Genomic DNA, 20,882 nt, shown 5'->3' on the forward strand with positions numbered 1-20,882 from the left:
GTACTGCTAGGCCGCGCGGGCGAAAACCACCGCCAGCCAAGCTCCGCAGTGCTGCGCGGAAAATACAAACCAGAACCCGGAAAGCAAAAAACCCGCCTTTTGGCGGGTTCTTTACTCAAGCAGTGCTTGAAATGGTGGGTCGTGTAGGATTCGAACCTACGACCAATTGGTTAAAAGCCAACTGCTCTACCAACTGAGCTAACGACCCAAATATGGTCGGGGTGAGGGGATTCGAACTCCTGACATCCTGCTCCCAAAGCAGGCGCGCTACCGGACTGCGCTACACCCCGAGGAAAGATTGGCTCCGCGACCTGGACTCGAACCAGGGACCCAATGATTAACAGTCATTTGCTCTACCGACTGAGCTATCGCGGAACTATGCTCTTTCTTTTCTCTGTTTGCGTTGCCGCTGCAGAGGCGCGCCATTTTACGGTTTCGCAAACCGCTGTCAACCCCCTAAATTGCTTTTATGACAATGCTTTGCGAACGGGTAGTCATTTGCTTTACCTATAGGGTCTGTTACCGTTTCAAACGCGAGCCGCGTTGCCGCGAGAAATCTCGCCAGGCTAGGCGGAGGACGCAGGGAATGGCGTTCCCTTTTCAAGTCCTCCAACGACGCATGGCGAGATTTCCCGCGCAACCCAATGGGCCGGGCTCGTTTTGCCGCGATACTGCGTTTCTCGCCGGCTCATTTAGCCCGCTAAACTTCGCGGCTCGTGCCTTGCCTCGCGACAAAACGGGCTCCGGCGCGGTCGCGTGTGAAGCGGCAACTGACCCTAGGCATACCTGCACAGCCTGATGCACCGCGTCGGACCTTAATCAGGATCAAAGATGAGCACTCAGGGCACGCCGCCGCCATCCCCCGGCATCTCCAGCACGCTGGCCAGCAGAGGCATCCAGCCGCGCTTCAGCGAGTTGGGGCAGAGCTGCCGCAAGCTGGTGCTCAATCACCTGGCAGATCATCTGACACGCACCTTCGCCCAGGTCGATGACACCCTCTTTCAATGTGCCGAGCAGGCGGAGAACAATCAGGTCCAGGCCATGTTCTTCGACAGCATGCGCGAAGTGCGCAGGCTGCGGCCGCAGATCGAACGCCGCTATCACCTGAGCATTTCCAAAGGCATCGCCGATTTCCTCGACGGCAAGCTGGTCGCCAGCCAGCCCGCGGACGTTCCGGCCGAAGACCTGGCGCTGATCGACAACGAGGCCTACGAGGAAGCGCTGCAGGTCACCAACATGGCGCAGCGAGTTCAAACGCGCTGCGCACAGGCCCTGTTCGCGCTGGACAAGCGCCTGGCCCTGCTCAACAACGGCCAGCCCGTGCCGGCTGAGGTCAATCCGCTTTCCCCGAAGACGATTGCCCAAGCCTTGCTGACGGCCCTGCAACCGAGCGAATTGCCGCTGCGAATCAAGCTGGTGCTCTATGGCCTGTTCGACAAGCAATTGATGCAGGGGCTGGACGCACTCTATGAGGCACTCAACACCCGACTGATCGAAGCCGGCGTGCTGCCCAATCTGAAATTCGCCCCTGCACGTGCTGCGGAGCCATCATCACCTTCTCCCAGCAGCCCATCCGCGAGCAGCTTCACCGAGACTCGCCGCTCGCCTGCGCCGGTCGACCTGACCGCGAGCCCGCCCGCCGATGCCGAGCACCTGGCCGCCGGGCTCGACAGATTGCTGGCCGAATACCGTAAACAGCAGCACGCCATCGGCCCGCTCAATGGCTCGCCGAGCATGGCCAGTTTCGCGCCGCAGGGCGCCAAGCGCACGTATGAAGCGGGCGAACTGCTCGAAGCACTGAATAGGCTGCAACAGGCCTCCGCCGTCGAACTCACGCAGCATCCGGATCGCCCACTGCACGTCACCGACCTGAAGACCGATCTGCATCGCCAGCTCGCCAGCCATAATGAAGCGCCCCAGCAACACCGCGTGGGCAACCAGGAAACCGATGTCATCGATCTGGTCGGGATGATCTTCGACTTCATCCTCGATGACGAAAACCTGCCGCAACCCTACAAGGTCGCCCTCTCCCACCTGCATACGCCTTGCCTGAAGGTGGCACTGTTCGACCGCGCGCTATTCGGTCAGCCCCATCACCCGGCGCGGCGGCTGATCAACGCCATGGCCCAGGCCGGTGTGCTGTACGGTGCCCAGGATGACACCTATGGTTTGCTGGCCAAGGTGCAGTGGGTGGTGCGCCAGATCGTCCAGAATTTCAGTGGTGACCTGCGCCTGTTCGAGATGCTCCTTGGCGAATTCGATGAGTTCACCCGCGGTATAAAGCAGCGGGTGGAGCTTCAGGAACGCCGCGCCGTGGAGACGGCCAAAGGTCGCGACAAGCTGCTCGGGGCTCGTCACAGCGCCGCCCAGGCGATCGCCCAGGCGCTGGCCAAGCGCTCGCCTCCGCCGATCATCCGGCAGTTCCTCGAGCGCACCTGGATCGACGTACTGGTGTTCATCCAGCTGCGCCACGGCGCCTCCAGCCAGGAGTGGCAGCGCGCCTGCGAAACGGCAGAGAACCTGGCCTGGAGCGCCACGCCGCTCGACGCCGCGCAGCGTGATCGCCTGCAGCGCCTGCGCGTCGACATGCTCGATGAGCTGCGCAATGGCCTGATGCTGCTCGGCGGTTATCGCGAAGACGACGTACGCCGCCTGCTGCAGGATCTGGTCGCCTGCCAGCACGCGGTACAGGCCGGGCAACCCCAACTGGCCTCTAAGCTGAGCCTACCCCCGAGCCCCAATCCACTGGGCGCCATGCTGAGTGACGAAGCGGCGCTGCTCGCCACGTCGCGCAAAGGTCAGCGCCACGCCGATCAAAACCTGGTTAGCGAGCTGGAGAAACTCGAGTTCGGCACTTGGTTCGATTTCATCCTGGGTGGCAAGCGGCAAACCCTGAAGCTGTCCTGGTACAGCCCCACGACCCACAACTACATGTTCGTGGACCGTAACGGCCAGCGAGCGGCGGTCAAGTCGGTGGATCAGCTCGCCGAGGAAATGCAGCAGGGCACCGCACGCCGCAGCAAACCCGACCGCTCGGCGCCGATGGTCGACCGCGCACTGCACGCCGTCTATCGTGTGCTTCAGCAACTGACCGGACGAACCACCTGAGGGCCACCCATGGATGATCGTCGCCAGCATCCTCGCTATCAGTCGACCTCGCTGCTCGAAGTCTATGATCAGCACCGCGATTCGTATCTGGGTCGGATCGCCGACCTGTCCAGCGAAGGCTTCATGCTGTGCAGCATGACCCCGCAAGCTGCCGACAGGCTGGTGGAATGCAAACTGGTAGGCGAAGACGCAGACGAGGTGCGTTTCACCGCCGACTGTTTATGGAGTCGCGAGGGCGCACCCGGTCAGCCGTCCTGGGCGGGCTATCACATCATCGACATAGACGCGCTCAATGTGCAAAAGCTGCAAGCGCTCCTTAAGCATTTGCAGGGCAAAGGTTGAGCAATTGGCGGTCCTGAAAAGCGGATCATAGAGCATTTCCAGCCCTACCGATAAACAGCATCGATCAAGGCATCGGCAACAGCGATTAGACGCTTGCCCGGCAAACGCCTAGGCTTCTCTGTGTCAATCCGCCGCAGGGGAGCTTGCCGTGCCCCGGTCAGCCGAGATTTCCGCCGTTGCCAGCCGTACCCAGCCTGTCGCCCAGGAGGCGGAAGGTTACGCCTTTGCCGAACTGGGCAATCCTGCAGCCGAGGGGTCAGCCGTATTGGCTCAGGAGAGCGCACTGGCCATCAGTTACAACGGCATCAGCCATGCCGTGATGATGGTGTCGCCAACTGCCGTTGAAGATTTCATCGTCGGGTTCAGCCTGAGCAGCGCCGTCGTCGATTCCATCGACGATATTTATGACATTCGCCTACAGCACCTCGGCCCGGCCATTAGCGCCGAGGTAGAGATCAGCAGCCGCGCCTTCTGGGCGATGAAGCAGCAGCGCAGGCAACTGGCTGGCACCAGCGGTTGCGGTCTGTGCGGTGTGGAAGCACTTGATCAGGCACTGCCGCAGCTGGCGACCCTGGACCAGGCCGGGCTGCCCGACGCCGCGCATTTGTTCGATCTGCGCGAACGTATCGCCGCCGTGCAGGACCTGGCCCGCCGCAGCGGCGCCCTGCACGCCGCAGCGTATGTCGACGCGAACGGCGAGATCACGGTGTGCCGGGAAGACATCGGCCGGCACAACGCGCTGGACAAGCTGATCGGCGCGCTGCTGCGCGAGAAACACGATGTCCGCCAGGGCTTTGCGGTGGTCACCAGCCGCTGCAGCCTGGAACTGATTCACAAGGCGGTCAGGGCCGGCATCGGCAACCTGGTCAGCCTGTCGGCCCCGACCGCCCTGACCGTGCAATGGGCGCGCCGGCACAACCTCAACCTGATTCATTTGCCCCACCACAGCGCGCCACGGGTCTACAGCCCCGCGCCGCCTGCAAGAGAAGAACAGCCATGAGCCTGCAACCCGTTAACCCGCGTTACAAACCCTACAAAGGCGCTGCCGCCGGTTGGGGTGCGCTGATCAGCGTTACCCAGTTCTGGCTGGACAGCAAACAGCCGTTCAAGAACCTGCGCGCACTGCTCAAGACCAACCAGAACGGTGGTTTCGACTGCCCGGGCTGCGCGTGGGGCGACTCGCCGGAAGACGGCCGCATCAAGTTCTGCGAGAACGGCGCCAAGGCTGTGAACTGGGAAGCCACCAAGCGCCGCGTCGACGCCAAGTTCTTCGCCAAGTACTCCGTCAGCCAGTTGCGCGAGCAAAGCGACTACTGGCTGGAATATCAGGGCCGCCTGACCGAGCCGATGCGCTACGACGCAGCCACCGACCGCTACGTGCCGACTTCCTGGGATGACGCCTTCAGCCTGATCGCCAAGCACCTGAAGAACCTCGAGACCCCCAACCAGGCCGAGTTCTATACCTCGGGTCGCGCCAGCAATGAAGCGGCGTTCCTCTATCAGTTGTTCGTGCGCGCCTATGGCACCAACAACTTCCCCGACTGCTCGAACATGTGCCACGAAGCCAGCGGTGTGGCGCTGACCCAGAGCGTCGGCATCGGCAAGGGCAGCGTGACCTTCGCCGACTTCGAACACGCCGACGCCATCTTCGTGCTCGGCCAGAACCCGGGCACCAACCACCCGCGCATGCTCGAGCCGCTGCGTGAGGCGGTCAAGCGTGGCGCCCAGGTCGTCGCCTTCAACCCGCTCAAGGAGCGTGGCCTGGAGCGCTTCCAACATCCGCAGCACGCGCTGGAAATGCTCACCAACGGCTCCGAGCCGCTCAACACCGCGTTCTTCCGCCCAGCCCTGGGTGGCGACATGGCGGCGCTGCGCGGCATCGCCAAGTTCCTGCTGCAGTGGGAGCGCGAAGCCGTCGCCAAGGGTGAGAAGCCAGTCTTCGACCATGCCTTCATCGCCGAACACACCGATGGTGTCGATGCCTACCTCGCCGTGCTCGACGAAACCTCGTGGGAATCGCTGGTCGAGCAGTCCGGCCTGACCCTGGACGAAATCGAACAGGCGGCGCTGATGTACCGCCGCGCCGAGAAAGTGATCATGTGCTGGGCGATGGGCATTACCCAGCACGTCCACTCGGTGGCCACCATCCAGGAAATCGTCAACCTGCAACTGTTGCGCGGCAACCTCGGCCGCCCCGGCGCCGGCCTGTGCCCGGTGCGCGGCCACAGCAACGTGCAGGGCGACCGCACCATGGGCATCAACGATCGCCCGCCGGTGCTGCTGCTCGACAATATCGAGAAGCGCTTCCGGTTCAAGGTGCCGCGCGACAACGGCCACAACACCGTGGAAGCGATCAACGCCATGGTCGACGGCCAGGCCAAGGTGTTCATCGCCCTGGGCGGCAACTTTGCCCAGGCCACGCCGGACAGCCCGCGAACCCACAAGGCGCTGCAGAACTGCGACCTGACCGTACAGATCAGCACCAAGCTCAACCGCAGCCACCTGACCACCGGCAAGGATGCGCTGATCCTGCCGTGCCTGGGCCGTACCGATATCGATATCCAGGCCACCGGCCCGCAAGCGATCACCGTGGAAGACTCGTTCAGCATGATCCACGCCTCCTACGGCCAGCTGGACCCGCTGTCCAAGGACATGCGCTCGGAGCCCGCCATCGTCGCCGGTATCGCCAAGGCCACCCTGGGCAACCACCCGGTCGATTGGGATGCGATGATCGCCGACTACAGTCGCGTTCGCGATCTGATCGCCGATACCATTCCCGGTTTCCAGGACTTCAACACCCGCGTGCAGCACCCGGGCGGTTTCTACCTGGGCAACTCGGCTGGCGCGCGCCAGTGGAAGACCACCACCGGCAAGGCCAACTTCAAATCCAACGCACTGATGGCCGACCTGCTGCCACCTCAGGTGCGCAACAGCGGCCAGACGCCGGATCTGATCCTGCAGACCATGCGTTCCCACGACCAGTACAACACCACCATCTACGGCCTCGATGACCGCTACCGCGGTGTTCGTGGCCAGCGTGACGTGCTGTTCGTCAACGAAGCCGATATCACCCGACTGGGTTACAAGCCGGGGCAGAAGGTGGACATCACTTCGCTGTGGGACGACGGCGTGGAGCGCAAGGTAGTCGGCTTTACCCTGCTGGCCTTCGACATTCCGGCCGGCCAGGCGGCTGCCTACTACCCGGAAGCCAACCCGCTGGTGCCGCTGCAGAGCGTCGGCCTGGGCAGCCACACACCGACCTCCAAATTCGTCGCCATTCGCCTGCACGCCGCGCAGGAAACCGCGCGCATCCTGTAAAGACGCCACGGCCCTTCCGCCTCGGGCTCATTGCCCGAGGCGAGGGCTTCTTCCTCCCCTGCAACGATCAGACTGCAGTTCGTCGGAAACACGGCACTTACTGCCTCAAATCGCCCTCTGATGTCCCTTTGCCGTTATCCACCTCGGTTAACGTGTATCGAAGCGCTCAATCGAAGCGCGTAGTTGTGCCCAAGCCACGATGTGGCCCTTCGGGTTTCTGCCAAACGAGCGACAACCGTGCCACTGACTACCAGGCTTCTGAAAAGCCGCCTGGCCTCGCTGTCATTGGCCTCAACGGGAGGGAATACCATGCGGTTTCCATCTGTCGTCCTGCTAGGGGCGGCTCTGCTGAGCATCCACGCCCAGGCAGCGATCATGGAGCGTGAGCTGGGCGACTACGAACTCAATCTGGGCACCACGCCAAGTCGCAGCATGGCCCAGGGGCTGGTCAAGCCCGAGAGCGGCGGGGCCTTTCACGGTGGGCTGGACTTGAGCCACCCCAGTGGCTGGTACCTGGGCCAGTGGTCGCCCAACCTGGGGATAAGCCCGGGCAGCCGCATGGAACTCAACAGCTACGTGGGCTATCGCCAGCAATTCGTCGACTCGCTCGGCTATGAAGTTGGCACCATCCGCTACAGCCACCCGGGCTATACCCACCTCGACAGCCAGGATGTGTACGCCGGCCTGACCTACGATGCGCGCCGCTTCGGTTTCTCCTTCAGCAACGACCCGAACCGTTTCAACAGCACCGTGCTAGCCGATCTCGGCCGCGTGAAAGTGCTGGGCATGGCGGTGATCGTGCGCTACGGCAACCACCTGCTCGACAACCCCAAGCAGATCTCCGGCGGCGGCCAGGTCAGCTCGTTCAATGACTGGTCGCTGAGCCTTTCGCGCCCATGGAAAGGCATCGACTTCGACTTCTCGTACTCGGATTCGAGCCTGAGCGGTGAGGCCTGCTCGGCTTATTCGGGGCACAACACCGAGTGCGAAGTCTGGTTCTCGATCAAGGCGTCGAGATCGCTGTTCTAGACGCTTTGCGGGCGACAGCACGCATCAGCCCGACGCCCCACCAAACACATCTTGATACATTCACACCTGTATCTTTAATTCGCCCTCGGGAATTTCCTCCACGCGCCCGCTACTAAGGAGATGTCACCGGCACTGCACGGTGGCCGCAGGAACCATGGCCGAGCCATGGGCTACGCCCGCAAGGGTCATCTTCGAGGGTTACGCGATGCGTACATTCCTTAGCGCACTGGCCTTCAGTGCAATGATTTCTCCCCTGGCCTATGCCGATACCACCAAGACTGCCATTGGCAGCGGAGTCGGCGGCGCGCTGGGCAATATCGTCGGCCAGCAACTGGGAGGCAGCACGGGTGCTGCAATAGGTGCTGGCCTGGGCGGCGCCGCTGGTGGTGCCATCAGCTCACGCAACAAGACCGAGGCAGCGCTGGGCGGCGGCCTGGGCGCAGCAGGCGGTTCGGTGCTGGGCAATCAGTTCGGCGGCAGCACCGGCTCGACCATTGGCGCCGGCCTGGGCGGCGCTGCCGGTGGCGCCTTGGCCAACGAAGTGGCGGACAGCAACCGCCATGAATCCCGTTATCGCGACAACGGCCACCGGCATGGCAAGAAGCACCACAAGCGCCATCACAAGCATCGTCACCGCTAATCATCGGTTCAATCATCAAGGGCGCCTCGGCGCCCTTGATGGCTCAAGCCACCAGCAAAACCTCCATGGCCTGGCGCAACGCCTGCGGAATAGCTACTGGCTGGTTGCTCTGCCGATCCACGAAGACATGCACGAACCGCCCCGCCGCGCAGGCCTGCATCTGCCCTTCGCGAAACACCGCGAGTTCATACTGCACCGAGCTGTTGCCCAGCTTGCCAATCCGCAGGCCAACCTCCACGCGCTCTGGAAAGGCAATCGACTCGAAGTAATCGCAGCTCGAACTCACCACGAAGCCCACGACTTCGCCACGATGGATATCCAGGCCGCCTGATTCGATCAGGTAGGTATTCACCGCCGTATCGAAGTAGCTGTAGTAGGTAACGTTGTTGACGTGGCCATACAGGTCGTTGTCGTGCCAGCGCGTGGTGATCGGCTGGAAGTGACGATAGTGCTCGCGCAGGTGCTGCGGCTGTTGCATGGGTTGCCACCTCGCAAAAGAACGGAAGCCGGCATGGTGCCGGCCTCCTGCCGAGGTGACAACTGCGCTCGGCTAGTAAGCGACCTGATAGATGGCCAGCGCGTGGGCCTGGGTCATTTCCCGCGGATTATTGGCCAGCAGACGGTCATGCACCATGGCGTCGGTGGCCAGACGCGGCAGCAAATCCTGCTCGACGCCCACATCGCGCAGGCGCGCAGGCAAACCACTGCGCTCGCTGAGGTCGGCCAGCTCGATGATAAACTGCTCGGTGTGATCCGTGGCATCGCCGCTGCGCAGGCGATCGCCCAATAGCAGCGGCGCCAATTCCTCGTAGAGCGGTGCCGCTACCGAGGCGTTGAAGCCCAGCACATGGGGCAGCAACACCGCCGTGCTGACACCATGGGGCACCTGGCAATGTCCGCTCAGCGGATAAGCCAACGCATGCACCGCCGCCAGCGGCGCATTGGCATAAGCCTGCCCCGCCAGGCAGGCGCCCAGTAGCATGGCTTGGCGGGCGTCGCGATTGACGCCGTTGTGTACGGCTTCGTCCAGGTTGGCACCGAGCAGGCTCAACGCTTCGCGGGCCAGCATGTCGGAAAGCGGATTCTTGCGCCGCGCGCCAGTGTAAGCCTCGACGGCGTGGCCCATGGCCAACATGCCGCAGGCAGCGGTGATCGGTGCCGGCAACTGCAGGGTGAGTTCGGCATCGAGCAGCGCCAGGTCCGGCAACAAGCGCGCCGACACCACCGCGACCCGAGTCGCATGCTGGGTAGTCACCACGGCAATGGGCGTCACTTCGGAACCGCTACCAGCCGTGGTCGGCACCTGAATCAGCGGCAAGCGCTGCGCCGCTGCCTTGTCGATGCCGTAAAGATCGCTCAGCGTCTGCCGGCAATCGGGATGCGCCAGCTGCGCGACCAACTTGGCCACATCCAGCGAGCTGCCGCCGCCAAAGCCGATCACCAGATTGGCCTGGGCGTCCCTGGCGAACTGCGTGGCATTGCCGATGACGGCTTCCGGCGCCCCCGCCAGCACGCCGTCGAACACGTGCAGCGCTACGCCGCCCTTGGCAAAAGCGCTACGTACATCTTCGAAGAAATCCTGCCGGGCGACACCGGCATCGGTCACCAGTGCTACGGAGCGCGCGCCCCACGCCTGGCATAACGGCACAAGCCGCTTGACGGCTCCGGGCTCGCAGATGAGATGGGCGGCTGTAGCGAAACTGAATGGCTGCATGGCGCTTTCCTCGTTCTGTGCAGCGCGATATCGCGCGAAAGACCATGCCCCTGTCATTTCAAGATCGCAGCATCCCGGCAAGGCCTTTGTTCATAGTAGGCCGTGAGCCTGGATCTGCTCGGAAAAGCGCGGGAAGGTAGCCGTTCGTCGATTAACAGCCAGGCTTAACCAACCCATGGCGCCACGCGCGCTCAGCGCATCTGCCAGGGGTCTTTATCGGGTGACGCCGCCCAGGCCAGCAAACATGCGGCTTTCACCCGAAACCGCGAAAATCACCGACGAAGCCGACAATTACCCGTGAAAAAAGTGCTAGTCCATCCCGTTATTGTGGTTATGACATATCTGCCTAAAGCCCGTCGCTCGCTCGATTTAGACTGAGTTCATCGAAGTGAAAGACGGAGGTGACTCATGCCCCTTTCCATCGACGGCATGAATATCGGCCAGTACAGCTATCGGCCAGTTGGTACTACTAACAATGGGCTGCAGACCAACGCTCTGGACCGCGTAACGCCCGCGGCGCAGCGCCTGAACGATGCACAAGAGCAGTTGCTGGAACGCCGGCGTGTCGATCAGGAACGTCAGGATCGCCTGCGTGAGGCACGTGAAGAGCGTATCGCTCAGCAGGAACAGGAAGAAGAACGCGCGCTACAGGTGCGTCAGGAACGCCAGGATGCTGCCCGGGAACTGGACGAGCAATTACGCGAGCAGCGGCTTGAGGCACTTCAGGAGCAACGCCAGGAAGTGCTCAATCCACTGTCCGCCGAAAGCCTTGCCAGGCAGCGGGTGCAGAGCGAAATTACCCCGCCGGCGGCAAATGCTGCGCAGGTAAACCCGCGTTTGGCGGCTGAAGCCATTTCGACTTACCGCCAGACAGAGTCTCCAGACTTCATCGGCCGCAGCCTGGTCGCCTGACCGACGCTGAAATAGCCCCCAAAAAAATCGGGCCCTGCGGTAGATCCATGATCTGCCGCAGGGCCCGGTTCTTATCCGACGGAGAATCTGATCAAGGCGCCACTATATAAAGTGGGCGCCTCCGTTCTCACTCCTTGCCCAGTGCCTCCTGACGCTGCAGAAACTCCTCCTGCAGCAGAGCATCAGCATTTTCCTCGTCACCTTCCAATTGCTGTTGCAAATGACCAGTCCCGACCGGCTTGCTTTCCAACTTACCGACCAGGTGTTCCAGCGCATGGCGCATCTTCTCAGCGGCGCCTTCGATGGCCTGCTCCAGCGACTCAGCCTTGTGGGTAACAGACAGCGGCTGATGACCCTTGGGGCGAGCCTCGATCTGGCAGCGCTTGTCGTCCGCGCCGCTCTTGCCACCGTTTTCGTCGCTGATATGCACTTCCACCCGCGACAGAAACTCCTCGTAACGCTCCAGTCGATCCGCCACGGATCCGCTCACCCATTCCTGTAGACGTGCGCTGCCTTCGATATGGTTGCTGTTCACATGAACTTGCATGGTCTTCCTCGCTTTCGACGGGTCTACGAACTTGGAGGCGGCCGGGTGAGACTAGGTTCCTGTTGATTGCCGCTGCAGCCGGCGATTGCGGCAGCAGCGGCGAGCGAGCCCGCGTCAGAAGCGGTCGCGGATCACTACTTCATCGAACGGCAGCTTGCCGATACGCGGCTTGGCATCGATGGCCTTCTTGCCTACGGCGACCATCAGACCGATCACGTGGTTGTCGGGCAGGTTGATCAGCTTGGCCACGGCGTCGAAATCGAAGCCGTCCATGGGGCAGGAATCCAGGCCCTTGCCGCGCGCCGCGAGCATCAGGGTTTGCGCCACCAGGCCGCAGCTGCGCATGGTTTCGTCGCGCTGTACCTGGGGCTTGTCGCGGTAGTAGTTATCGATGGCGCCCGCCATGAACTGCTGCACCTCGACCGGCGCGCCGTCCCACACGCGGCTGACGTTCTTCTCCCAGCTGTCGACCTGGGCACAGACCACCACCAGCATCGAGGCGTCGGTCATCTGCGCCTGCCCCCAGCCGACTTCGCGAATCTGCTGACGCAGCGCCGGGTCGCTGACTTCCACCAGGCGCACATGCTGCAAGTTGAAGGCCGTAGGCGCGAGCAGCGCCAGTTGCAGCAACTCGTTCTTTTCTTCGGCGCTCAAGGTGAAACCGGCGTCATAACCTTTGACGGCGCGGCGGCTGCGAATGGCTTCATCGATATGCATGGCAAACTCCACAGGGATGGAAAACTCGCCCATGCTAGGCAAGCCGAGGCGCCAGCGCCAATTGAGCATTCCGATGTGATTCATCGTCTGTAACGATTCATTCGAGCCGCTGCGCCGAACCACCGGTCGATACGCCAAGCCCCGCTGCGGCTGGGCGATGAACATTTCGTCAAATCGGCTAATCGCACGTGCGACTCATCAACGGCTGTTCCATCCAAAGCATCCGGCGTTAAGCTGTCGGCCATGACTCATTCGCCCTACATCAGCCTGCCCACCAACGACGCCGATGCGCTGCAGGTAAGCGGCGACTGGACGCTCGCTCATTACGCTACGCTGCTGCCTCAGGTCGACGAGGCTCGCCCGCTGCTCAGTGCAAACGCCCGCGCAGACCTGAGTGAACTCAACGCCCTGGATACCGCAGGCGCCAGCCTGCTGGTCGAACTGATCGGTGCCGAGCGGCTGATCGCGCTACTAGCCGACGGCGCATTCAGTGACGAGCGTCGCGCTCTGTTGCACACGGTCGCCCACACCATGCAGCAGAGTCGCCAGGTGACCGAGCCCCCGAGCCGCTCCACCTACCGCGAATTCTTCGGCCATATCGGCGAAGTAATGGAAGGTGTCTGGCACAAGGCTGTGGGCCTGCTGGGCTTCGTCGGCCTGACACTCAGCAGCATGCTGCTTATCCTGCTCAACCCGCGCCGCTGGCGATTGACATCACTGGCCTCGCACCTCGAGCAGATCGGCCTCAACGCGGTGCCCATCGTTGCCCTGCTGACCTTTTTGGTCGGCGCCGTGGTGGCCTTTCTCGGCGCGACCATCCTCAGGGATTTCGGCGCGACCATCTATACGGTCGACCTGGTGGCCTTCTCATTTCTGCGCGAGTTCGGGGTGCTGCTGACCGCCATCCTGATGGCCGGCCGGACCGCGAGCGCCTTCACCGCGCAGATCGGCTCGATGAAGGCCAACGAGGAAATCGACGCGATCCGCACCCTGGGCCTCAACCCCATGGAGCTACTGGTGCTGCCACGGGTGTTCGCCATGCTGATCGCCCTGCCGCTGCTGACCTTTATCGCGATGGTCTGCGGCATGCTCGGCGGCGCCATGGTGTGCCTGCTAACGCTGGATATCTCACCGTCGATGTTTCTGTACCTGCTGCAGGAGAATATCCCGCTCAATCACTTTCTGGTCGGCATGGGCAAGGCGCCGATCTTCGCCTTTCTGATCGCAGTGATCGGCTGCCGGGAAGGCTTCAAGGTCACCGGCAGCGCGCAATCGGTGGGCGAACGCACCACCTCGAGCGTGGTGCAGTCGATCTTCGTGGTCATCGTGGTCGATGCCGTGGCCGCATTGTTTCTGATGGAGATGGGCTGGTGAGTGGCGAAGCGATCATTCAGGTGCACGACCTGACCAATCAGTTCGGCCCGCAGGTGGTGCACCAGCATCTGAACCTGGATCTATACCGTGGTGAAGTACTCGGCGTAGTAGGCGGCTCGGGCACCGGCAAGTCAGTGCTGCTGCGCACCATCGTGGGCTTGCGCCAGCCCAATGCCGGCACGGTGCGGGTCTTCGGCGAAGACCTGCTGACGCTGCCCGCCAAGCGCCGATCCGAGCTGGAGCGACGCTTCGGCGTGCTCTACCAGCGCGGCGCACTGTTCTCGTCGCTTACCGTACTGGAGAACATTGCCATGCCGCTGATCGAGCACGCCGGGCTGACTCGAAGCCAGGCCGAGCGACTGGCCAAGTCCAAAGTGGCGCTAGTCGGCCTGCCGAGTCACGCTGGCGACAAGTACCCGACCGAGCTGTCCGGCGGCATGGTCAAGCGCGCCGCCCTGGCCCGCGCCCTGGCGCTGGAGCCGGACATCCTGTTTCTCGACGAGCCGACCGCAGGCCTCGACCCGATTGGCGCGGCAGCCTTTGATCAGTTGATCCGCACCCTGCGTGGAGCCCTGGGGCTCAGCGTGTTTCTGGTCACCCATGACCTGGATACGCTCTACACCCTGTGCGACCGCGTGGCCGTGCTGTCGCAGAAGCGGGTACTGGTGGCCGACACGCTGGACGTAGTCGCCGCCACCGACGATCCCTGGATACACGACTATTTCCATGGCCCGCGCGGACGCGCGGCCGAACAGGCTGCAGCGAGGATTAGCTGAATGGAACCACGCGCCCATCACGTTTTGATCGGCATGTTCACGGTGGCGATCGTCAGCGCCATCCTGATATTCGCCCTGTGGCTGGGCAAGTCCAGCGCCGACAAGCAATTCAATTATTACGAAGTGATCTTCACCGAAGCGGTCAGCGGCCTGTCCCAGGGTAGCGCCGTGCAGTACAGCGGTATCCGCGTCGGCGACGTCACCAGCCTGACCCTCGACCCGCAAGACCCGCGCAAGGTGCACGCCAATATCCGCATCACCAGCGCCACGCCAATCAAGGAAGACACCCGCGCACGGCTGACCATCACCAACATCACTGGCGGGGCGGTAATCCAGCTGCACGGTGGCTCCCCAGAAAGCCCGCCGCTGAAGGCCAGCAACGGTCGCATACCGGTGATCATCGCCGACCGCTCGCCGTTGTCGCGGCTGATGGCAAACGGTGAGGACCTGATGGTCAGCGTGACCCGTCTGCTTGATCGCGCCAACGCCATGTTCTCCCGGGAGAACAGCGAGAACATCGCCAAGACCCTGCGCAACCTGGAACAGATCACCGCCAGTGTCTCTGAACAGCGTGAGGAGCTGCGCGAAGCCCTTGCGCAAATGAGCGCCGCGGGACGCGAGGCCAGCGCCCTGATGAACAACGCCAACAAGCTGTTCAGCGGCCCGGCGCATAACACCCTGGAAAGCGCCGAGCGCCTGGCCGCATCGCTGGAGCGCAGTAGCAGCAACATCGAACAGTTGCTGCAGGACAACCGCGCCGCCCTCGATGGTGGCATGCAGGGCATCGGCGAGCTCGGCCCGGCCATCAATGAGCTGCGTGACACTTTGGGCTCGCTACGCTCGTTCTCGCGGCGCCTGGAGGAAGACCCCGCCGGCTATCTGCTGCGCAGCGACAGCATCAAGGAGTTCCAACCATGAAAGCATTCGCCACCGCCGGCGCCCTGCTGCTGACCAGCCTGCTCAGCGCCTGCTCGATCCTTCCCCAGGGCGAGGCTCTCGACGTGTACCTGCTGCCGAGCAACCTGCCGGTGCGCGCAGCCGATGCGCCGCGGCAAAGCTGGTCGCTGCGGGTCAACCGCCCACAGAGCAGTCAGTTGCTGGACAGCCCGCGCATCGCCGTACTGCCGCAAGGCGACCGCATCAGCGCTTACCAGGGCGCACGCTGGAGCGACCGCGCGCCGGCACTGTTTCGCGACCGGCTGATCGCCGCCTTTCTCGATGACGGTCGCGTCGGCGCCGTCAGCAGCGACGACAGCCGCCTGCAGGCCGACCTGGAACTGAGCAGCGATCTGCGCGCCTTCCAGAGCGAGTACCGCAACGGACGGCAGGAAGTGCATATCCTGCTCGATGCCCGCCTGGTGCAGGCCGGCAATCAGCGCATCCTCGCCAGCCGGCGTTTCGAAGTCCGCCAGATCGCCGGCGACACGGCGGTGGAGTCGGTGGTCAAGACCTTTGGCACCGCCAACGACCAGCTTTCACGCCAACTGATGGATTGGGTGGTGAAAGAAGGCCAGCGTAACGCACCGGATAGCAGCAAGCCCTGACTGACGCAGCTCTACTTACTCATCTGATGGAAGCCATTCAGCTTTCTACTGTGGGAACGGGCCATGCCCGTGATTTTTTCGCGGGCATGGCCCGCCCCCACAGGGCAACGCAGTTATCTGCCATCTTATAAAACGGCCGATGTGATCACTCACATCGGCCGTTCTTTTGCAGCAGTTGCTGGCGTCAGACGAAGACGATCTCGTCGTTTTCGACCTTGCCAGTCACCGTACTGCCCGGATTGAACTGGCCAGACAGGATCAACTGCGCCAGCGGGTTTTCGATCCAGCGCTGGATGGCGCGCTTCAATGGCCGCGCCCCGTACACCGGGTCGTAGCCAACGGCGATCAGCTTGTCCATCGCCTCGTCGGACAGCTCCAGGCTCAGCTCGCGCTCGGCCAGGCGCTGCAGCAAGCGCGAAAGCTGGATACGCGCGATGCCGGCGATCTGCTCACGGGCCAGGGGCTCGAACACCACCACTTCGTCGATGCGGTTCACGAACTCCGGCCGGAAGTGGTTGCCCACGGCATCCATCACCGCCGCGCGCTGCGCCTCGCGATCACCGACCAGTTCCTGGATCTGCGCCGAGCCCAGGTTGGAGGTCATCACGATCACCGTGTTCTTGAAGTCCACGGTGCGGCCATGGCTGTCGGTCAGGCGGCCATCTTCGAGCACTTGCAGCAGCACGTTGAACACGTCCGGGTGGGCTTTTTCCACCTCGTCCATCAGCACCACCGAGTAAGGTTTACGACGCACCGCCTCGGTCAGGTAACCGCCCTCCTCGTAGCCAACATAGCCAGGCGGCGCACCGATCAGACGGGCCACGGAGTGCTTCTCCATGAACTCGGACATATCGATGCGCACCAGCGCGTCCTCGGTGTCGAACAGGAACTCGGCCAACGCCTTGCACAGCTCGGTCTTGCCCACACCGGTCGGGCCGAGGAACAGGAACGAGCCGCTGGGTCGGTTCGGATCAGCCAGGCCGGCACGCGACCGACGCACGGCATTGGCCACCGCCACCACGGCTTCGTCCTGACCGATCACCCGCTGGTGCAGCAGGCCTTCCATCTTCAGCAGCTTGTCGCGCTCGCCCTCGAGCATCTTCGAAACCGGGATACCGGTCCACTTGGAAACCACTTCGGCGATTTCTTCTTCGGTGACCTTGCTGCGCAGCAGCTGGTTCTCCGTGGTGCCGTGTTGATCGACCATCTGCAGGCTTCGCTCCAGATCGGGAATCACCCCGTATTGCAGCTCGGCCATGCGGTTGAGATCGCCCTTGCGGCGCGCCGCTTCGAGCTCGGTCTTGGCCTGCTCGATACGCTGCTGGATCTGTGCCGAACCCTGGACTTCGGCTTTTTCCGACTTCCAGATGTCTTCCAGATCGGCGTATTCCTTCTCCAGCTTGGCGATGTCTTCCTGGAGTTTGACGAAGCGCTTCTTGGCCGCCTCATCCTCTTCCTTCTTCAGCGCCTGAGCTTCGACCTTGAGCTGGATCAGCCGGCGATCCAGGCGATCGAGCACCTCGGGCTTGGAGTCGATCTCCATGCGAATACGGCTGGCGGCTTCGTCGATCAGGTCGATGGCCTTGTCCGGCAGCTGGCGGTCGGTGATGTAACGGTGGCTGAGCTTGGCCGCGGCAATGATCGCACCGTCAGTGATGGCCACCTTGTGGTGCACCTCATAGCGCTCTTTAAGGCCGCGCAGGATGGCGATGGTATCTTCCTCGCTCGGCTCGTCGACCAGCACCTTCTGGAAGCGCCGCTCCAGGGCCGCATCCTTCTCGATGAACTGGCGGTACTCGTTCAGCGTGGTAGCGCCCACACAGTGCAGCTCGCCACGGGCCAGGGACGGCTTGAGCATGTTGCCCGCATCCATGGCGCCCTCGGCCTTGCCGGCGCCAACCATGGTATGCAGCTCGTCGATGAACAGGATCACCCGGCCTTCCTGTTTGGACAACTCGTTGAGCACGGCCTTGAGGCGCTCTTCGAACTCGCCGCGGAACTTGGCACCGGCGATCAGCGCGCCCATGTCCAATGACAGAAGGCGCTTGTCCTTGAGGCCGTCCGGCACTTCGCCGTTGACGATGCGCTGAGCCAGGCCTTCGGCGATGGCGGTCTTGCCGACGCCGGGCTCACCGATCAGCACCGGGTTGTTCTTGGTACGCCGTTGCAGTACCTGAATGGTGCGGCGGATCTCGTCGTCACGGCCGATCACCGGGTCGAGCTTGCCCTCTTCGGCGCGCTTGGTCAGGTCGACGGTGTACTTGTCGAGCGCCTGGCGCGACTCCTCGATGTTCGGGTCGTTGACCGCATCGCCGCCGCGCAGGTTGTTCACCGCATTCTCCAGCGCCTTGCGGCTCACGCCCTGGGCGAGCAGCAGCTTGCCGAGCTTGGTGTTCTCATCCATCGCGGCGAGCAGCACGAGTTCGCTGGAGATGAACTGATCGCCCTTTTGCTGTGACAGGCGATCGGCCTGGTTGAGCAGGCGCGCCAGATCCTGAGACAGGCTGACGTCACCGGTAGGGTTCTGGATTTTGGCCAGTTGGTCGAGCTCTTTGCTCAACGCCTGGCGGAGACTTGTCACGTCGAAGCCCACCTGCATCAACAGCGGGCGAATGGAGCCGCCTTGCTGGTCGAGCAGCGCCTGCATCAGGTGCAGCGGCTCGATGGCGGAATGGTCGTGGCCGACAGCCAGGGACTGGGCATCGGAAAGGGCAAGTTGCAACTTGCTGGTCAAACGGTCGATTCGCATGGCGTCATCCTTCCTTCTAGAGGCAGGCCGGCGCGGTGCATGCGCCTGACATTAAAACCTGCCGAGATGGAGAATAGATGAGGCCGATTGTGTGGGTTTCAAGCGCAGTGGTTTTGACCGTGATCAGGGGGCGCCATCACGATTCGCCGCGAGGTCGCGACTCCCACCATGATCGCGAGCGACCCAAGGCCCGTGTGGGAGCGCCGACCCGGCGCGAAAGCGATTGCGGCCTTGCTGTAAAACTGGCGTCGTAGCCACCATTCGACGCAAGGCCGCGAGCCTCAAAATGAATCGGGCAGACCTCAGCGATCGGCCAGCCAGATCAGCGAGGCGAAGCGACCGGTCTGGGCCGCGCGGCGATAGGAGTAGAAGCGCGCATCGCTGACGGTGCAGAAGCCGCCGCCATAAACCGCGGTAACACCACGAGCCGCAAGGCGGATGCGCGCCAGCTGATAGATGTCGGCCATGTAGCGCCCGGCGTTCTGGCTCGGCATGAAGGCGCCAGCAGCCTGGGCGTGCTGATCGGCGAATGCCTCACGCACCTCGGCGCCAACTTCGAATGCCTGGGGGCCGATGGCCGGGCCCAGCCAGACGAGAGCATCTTCCGCGTCCACGGCTAGGGCATCCAGCGTGGCTTCCAGCACGCCGCCAGCCAGGCCGCGCCAGCCAGCGTGGGCAGCGGCCACGCGAGTACCGGCGCGGTCGCAGAACAGCACGGGCAGGCAGTCGGCGGTCATTACCGTGGCGGCGATGCCGGGCGTTGCCGTCCAGCTGGCGTCGGCGTCGTCGACCGTTTCCGGGTCGGCATGGGCCACGGCGATACCGTGCACCTGCTGCAACCAGGCCGGACGGCAACCCAGCTGGCTGACCAGGCGCTGGCGATTCTTGGCCACCGCGGCCGGGTCATCCTCGACATGGGCAGCCAGGTTGAAGCTGTCGTAAGGCGCCTGGCTGACACCGCCAGCGCGGGTGGTCACGCAGGTACGCACCCACTCGGGCGCCGGCCAGTGTGGCGTCAGCCAGTCGTGGGCCTTGTCACTCATCCGATGAACGCCTCGCGATCCTGACGCAGCAGGGTCAGCAACCAGACGAAGTCGTCAGGCAGCGGCGATTGCCACTTCATGCGCTCGCCGGTGATCGGGTGGTCAAGCTCGAGGAAACGCGCATGCAGGGCCTGGCGCGGGAATTCCTTGAGGCTCTGCACCATGGTCTGGCTGGCGGCCGGCGGGATACGGAAGCGCCCGGCGTACACCGGGTCACCGACCAGCGGAAAACCGATGTGGCTCATGTGCACGCGAATCTGGTGCGTACGCCCGGTCTCCAGTTTGACGCGCGCATGGGTGTGCGAACGGAAGCGTTCGAGCACGCGGTAATGGCTGACCGCCGGTTTGCCGCCATCGGTCACGGCCATGCGCTGACGCTGGGATGAGCTGCGACCGATCGGCGCGTTGATCTTGCCGCCAGAAGTGATCACGCCGATGACGATGCACTCGTAGATGCGGCTGACGGTGCGTTTCTGCAACTGATCGACCAGGCGGGTCTGCGCTTCGATGGTCTTGGCCACCACCATCAGGCCGGTGGTGTCCTTGTCCAGGCGGTGCACGATACCGGCGCGCGGCACGTTGACGATGTCCGGCACGTGATGCAGCAGCGCATTGAGCAAGGTGCCGTCGGCGTGCCCGGCAGCCGGGTGCACGACCAGGCCCGCGGGCTTGTCGATCACCAGGATCTGGTCGTCCTCGTAAACGATGTCGAGTTCGATGTCCTGGGCAATCCATTCCCCCTGGGCTTCCTGCTCGGCGGACAACGCCAGCACGGCACCGCCGTGGACGATATCGCGCGGGCGCAGCACCTGGCCGTCGACGGTCAGATTGCCCTCCTTGATCCAGCCGGAAAGACGCGAACGCGAGTGCTCGGCGAACAGCTGGGCGGCGACTTGGTCGAGGCGCTGACCGCCCAGATCGGCGGGGACCTCGGCGGTTAACTCAATGGCCTGCTTATTAATAGATGACATGCTCGGCAACGGCGGGGGCATAGCCTTTGGTTTCGGCTACACGCTTGTGGTTAAATACGGCGTCTTTGCCCCAGGGGTACCGGGGGCGCTCATCATAA

Annotated in this window: 18 protein-coding genes and 3 tRNA genes; 11 read left to right on the forward strand and 10 right to left on the reverse strand. The window is 63.1% G+C overall.

Going from position 1 to position 20,882, the window contains the following annotated elements:
- Positions 1-132 precede the first annotated feature (132 nt).
- From BVH01_RS02090 to BVH01_RS02100, 3 genes are all read right to left on the reverse strand, one after another.
- Positions 133-208, reverse strand: a tRNA-Lys gene (locus BVH01_RS02090).
- 5 nt (positions 209-213) lie between these two features.
- Positions 214-290 (reverse strand) — tRNA-Pro (locus BVH01_RS02095).
- A 9-nt stretch (positions 291-299) separates the two neighbouring features.
- Positions 300-375, reverse strand: a tRNA-Asn gene (locus BVH01_RS02100).
- A 456-nt stretch (positions 376-831) separates the two neighbouring features.
- On the opposite strand from BVH01_RS02100, the gene BVH01_RS02105 reads away from it, so the two are divergent.
- From BVH01_RS02105 to BVH01_RS02130, 6 genes are all read left to right on the forward strand, one after another.
- Positions 832-3,108 carry a DUF1631 domain-containing protein gene (locus BVH01_RS02105; RefSeq protein ID WP_075928741.1) on the forward strand — a complete coding sequence of 759 codons (2,277 nt, stop codon included), beginning with the start codon at positions 832-834 and terminating at the stop codon, positions 3,106-3,108.
- Positions 3,109-3,117: 9 nt separating this feature from the next.
- Positions 3,118-3,450, forward strand: a complete 333-nt coding sequence (locus BVH01_RS02110) for a PilZ domain-containing protein (RefSeq protein WP_075928742.1) — start codon at positions 3,118-3,120, stop codon at positions 3,448-3,450.
- 148 nt (positions 3,451-3,598) lie between these two features.
- Positions 3,599-4,450: a formate dehydrogenase accessory sulfurtransferase FdhD gene (gene fdhD, locus BVH01_RS02115; RefSeq protein ID WP_256562684.1), complete on the forward strand. Its 852-nt coding sequence runs from the start codon at positions 3,599-3,601 to the stop codon at positions 4,448-4,450.
- On the forward strand, positions 4,447-6,768 hold the full coding sequence (locus BVH01_RS02120; RefSeq protein ID WP_075928743.1) for an FdhF/YdeP family oxidoreductase: 2,322 nt from the start codon (positions 4,447-4,449) through the stop codon (positions 6,766-6,768). The genes fdhD and BVH01_RS02120 overlap by 4 nt, the downstream gene beginning before the upstream one ends.
- Before the next feature lie 309 nt (positions 6,769-7,077).
- Positions 7,078-7,797, forward strand: a complete 720-nt coding sequence (locus tag BVH01_RS02125) for a TorF family putative porin (protein ID WP_075928744.1) — start codon at positions 7,078-7,080, stop codon at positions 7,795-7,797.
- A gap of 205 nt (positions 7,798-8,002) precedes the next feature.
- Positions 8,003-8,437, forward strand: coding sequence for a glycine zipper domain-containing protein (locus tag BVH01_RS02130; protein ID WP_075928745.1), 435 nt, complete (start codon positions 8,003-8,005; stop codon positions 8,435-8,437).
- Positions 8,438-8,480: 43 nt separating this feature from the next.
- On the opposite strand, the gene BVH01_RS02135 is transcribed toward BVH01_RS02130, so the two are convergent.
- Positions 8,481-8,915: a thioesterase family protein gene (locus tag BVH01_RS02135; RefSeq protein WP_075928746.1), complete on the reverse strand. Its 435-nt coding sequence runs from the start codon at positions 8,913-8,915 to the stop codon at positions 8,481-8,483.
- Between the two features lie 72 nt (positions 8,916-8,987).
- Entirely contained in the window at positions 8,988-10,151 is a 1,164-nt protein-coding gene (locus tag BVH01_RS02140; RefSeq protein ID WP_075928747.1) for an iron-containing alcohol dehydrogenase, read from the reverse strand.
- A 408-nt stretch (positions 10,152-10,559) separates the two neighbouring features.
- Here BVH01_RS02140 and BVH01_RS02145 point away from each other — a divergent pair, with 408 nt between their 5' ends.
- On the forward strand, positions 10,560-11,063 hold the full coding sequence (locus tag BVH01_RS02145) for a hypothetical protein (RefSeq protein WP_075928748.1): 504 nt from the start codon (positions 10,560-10,562) through the stop codon (positions 11,061-11,063).
- 127 nt (positions 11,064-11,190) lie between these two features.
- Here BVH01_RS02145 and BVH01_RS02150 read toward each other — a convergent pair whose 3' ends face one another.
- Positions 11,191-11,610, reverse strand: coding sequence for an HPF/RaiA family ribosome-associated protein (locus BVH01_RS02150; protein WP_075928749.1), 420 nt, complete (start codon positions 11,608-11,610; stop codon positions 11,191-11,193).
- Between the two features lie 114 nt (positions 11,611-11,724).
- A complete protein-coding gene (locus BVH01_RS02155; protein WP_075929123.1) occupies positions 11,725-12,327 on the reverse strand; it encodes a nitroreductase family protein in 603 nt (200 codons plus the stop codon).
- Between the two features lie 243 nt (positions 12,328-12,570).
- Here BVH01_RS02155 and BVH01_RS02160 point away from each other — a divergent pair, with 243 nt between their 5' ends.
- The 4 genes from BVH01_RS02160 to BVH01_RS02175 are packed head-to-tail and all read left to right on the forward strand — an operon-like array spanning position 12,571 to position 16,021.
- Positions 12,571-13,701 carry an ABC transporter permease gene (locus BVH01_RS02160; RefSeq protein WP_075928750.1) on the forward strand — a complete coding sequence of 377 codons (1,131 nt, stop codon included), beginning with the start codon at positions 12,571-12,573 and terminating at the stop codon, positions 13,699-13,701.
- Positions 13,698-14,477: an ABC transporter ATP-binding protein gene (locus tag BVH01_RS02165; protein WP_075928751.1), complete on the forward strand. Its 780-nt coding sequence runs from the start codon at positions 13,698-13,700 to the stop codon at positions 14,475-14,477. Before BVH01_RS02160 ends, BVH01_RS02165 begins: the two co-directional genes overlap by 4 nt.
- Positions 14,478-15,395: an MlaD family protein gene (locus tag BVH01_RS02170; RefSeq protein WP_075928752.1), complete on the forward strand. Its 918-nt coding sequence runs from the start codon at positions 14,478-14,480 to the stop codon at positions 15,393-15,395.
- On the forward strand, positions 15,392-16,021 hold the full coding sequence (locus BVH01_RS02175) for an ABC-type transport auxiliary lipoprotein family protein (protein WP_075928753.1): 630 nt from the start codon (positions 15,392-15,394) through the stop codon (positions 16,019-16,021). The genes BVH01_RS02170 and BVH01_RS02175 overlap by 4 nt, the downstream gene beginning before the upstream one ends.
- A gap of 184 nt (positions 16,022-16,205) precedes the next feature.
- Here the strand turns inward: BVH01_RS02175 and clpB are convergent, their stop codons facing one another.
- The 3 genes from clpB to rluD all read right to left on the reverse strand — a co-directional run bounded on the left by clpB (position 16,206) and on the right by rluD (position 20,784).
- A complete protein-coding gene (clpB, locus tag BVH01_RS02180) occupies positions 16,206-18,770 on the reverse strand; it encodes an ATP-dependent chaperone ClpB (protein WP_075928754.1) in 2,565 nt (854 codons plus the stop codon).
- 302 nt (positions 18,771-19,072) lie between these two features.
- Complete coding sequence (gene pgeF, locus BVH01_RS02185) at positions 19,073-19,813, reverse strand: peptidoglycan editing factor PgeF (RefSeq protein WP_075928755.1); 741 nt, start codon at positions 19,811-19,813, stop codon at positions 19,073-19,075.
- A complete protein-coding gene (rluD, locus tag BVH01_RS02190; RefSeq protein WP_075928756.1) occupies positions 19,810-20,784 on the reverse strand; it encodes a 23S rRNA pseudouridine(1911/1915/1917) synthase RluD in 975 nt (324 codons plus the stop codon). The genes pgeF and rluD overlap by 4 nt, the downstream gene beginning before the upstream one ends.
- Between the last annotated feature and the right edge of the window lie 98 nt (positions 20,785-20,882).

This window comes from Pseudomonas sp. PA1(2017), from assembly GCF_001945375.1.
Taxonomy (GTDB): Bacteria; Pseudomonadota; Gammaproteobacteria; order Pseudomonadales; family Pseudomonadaceae; genus Aquipseudomonas.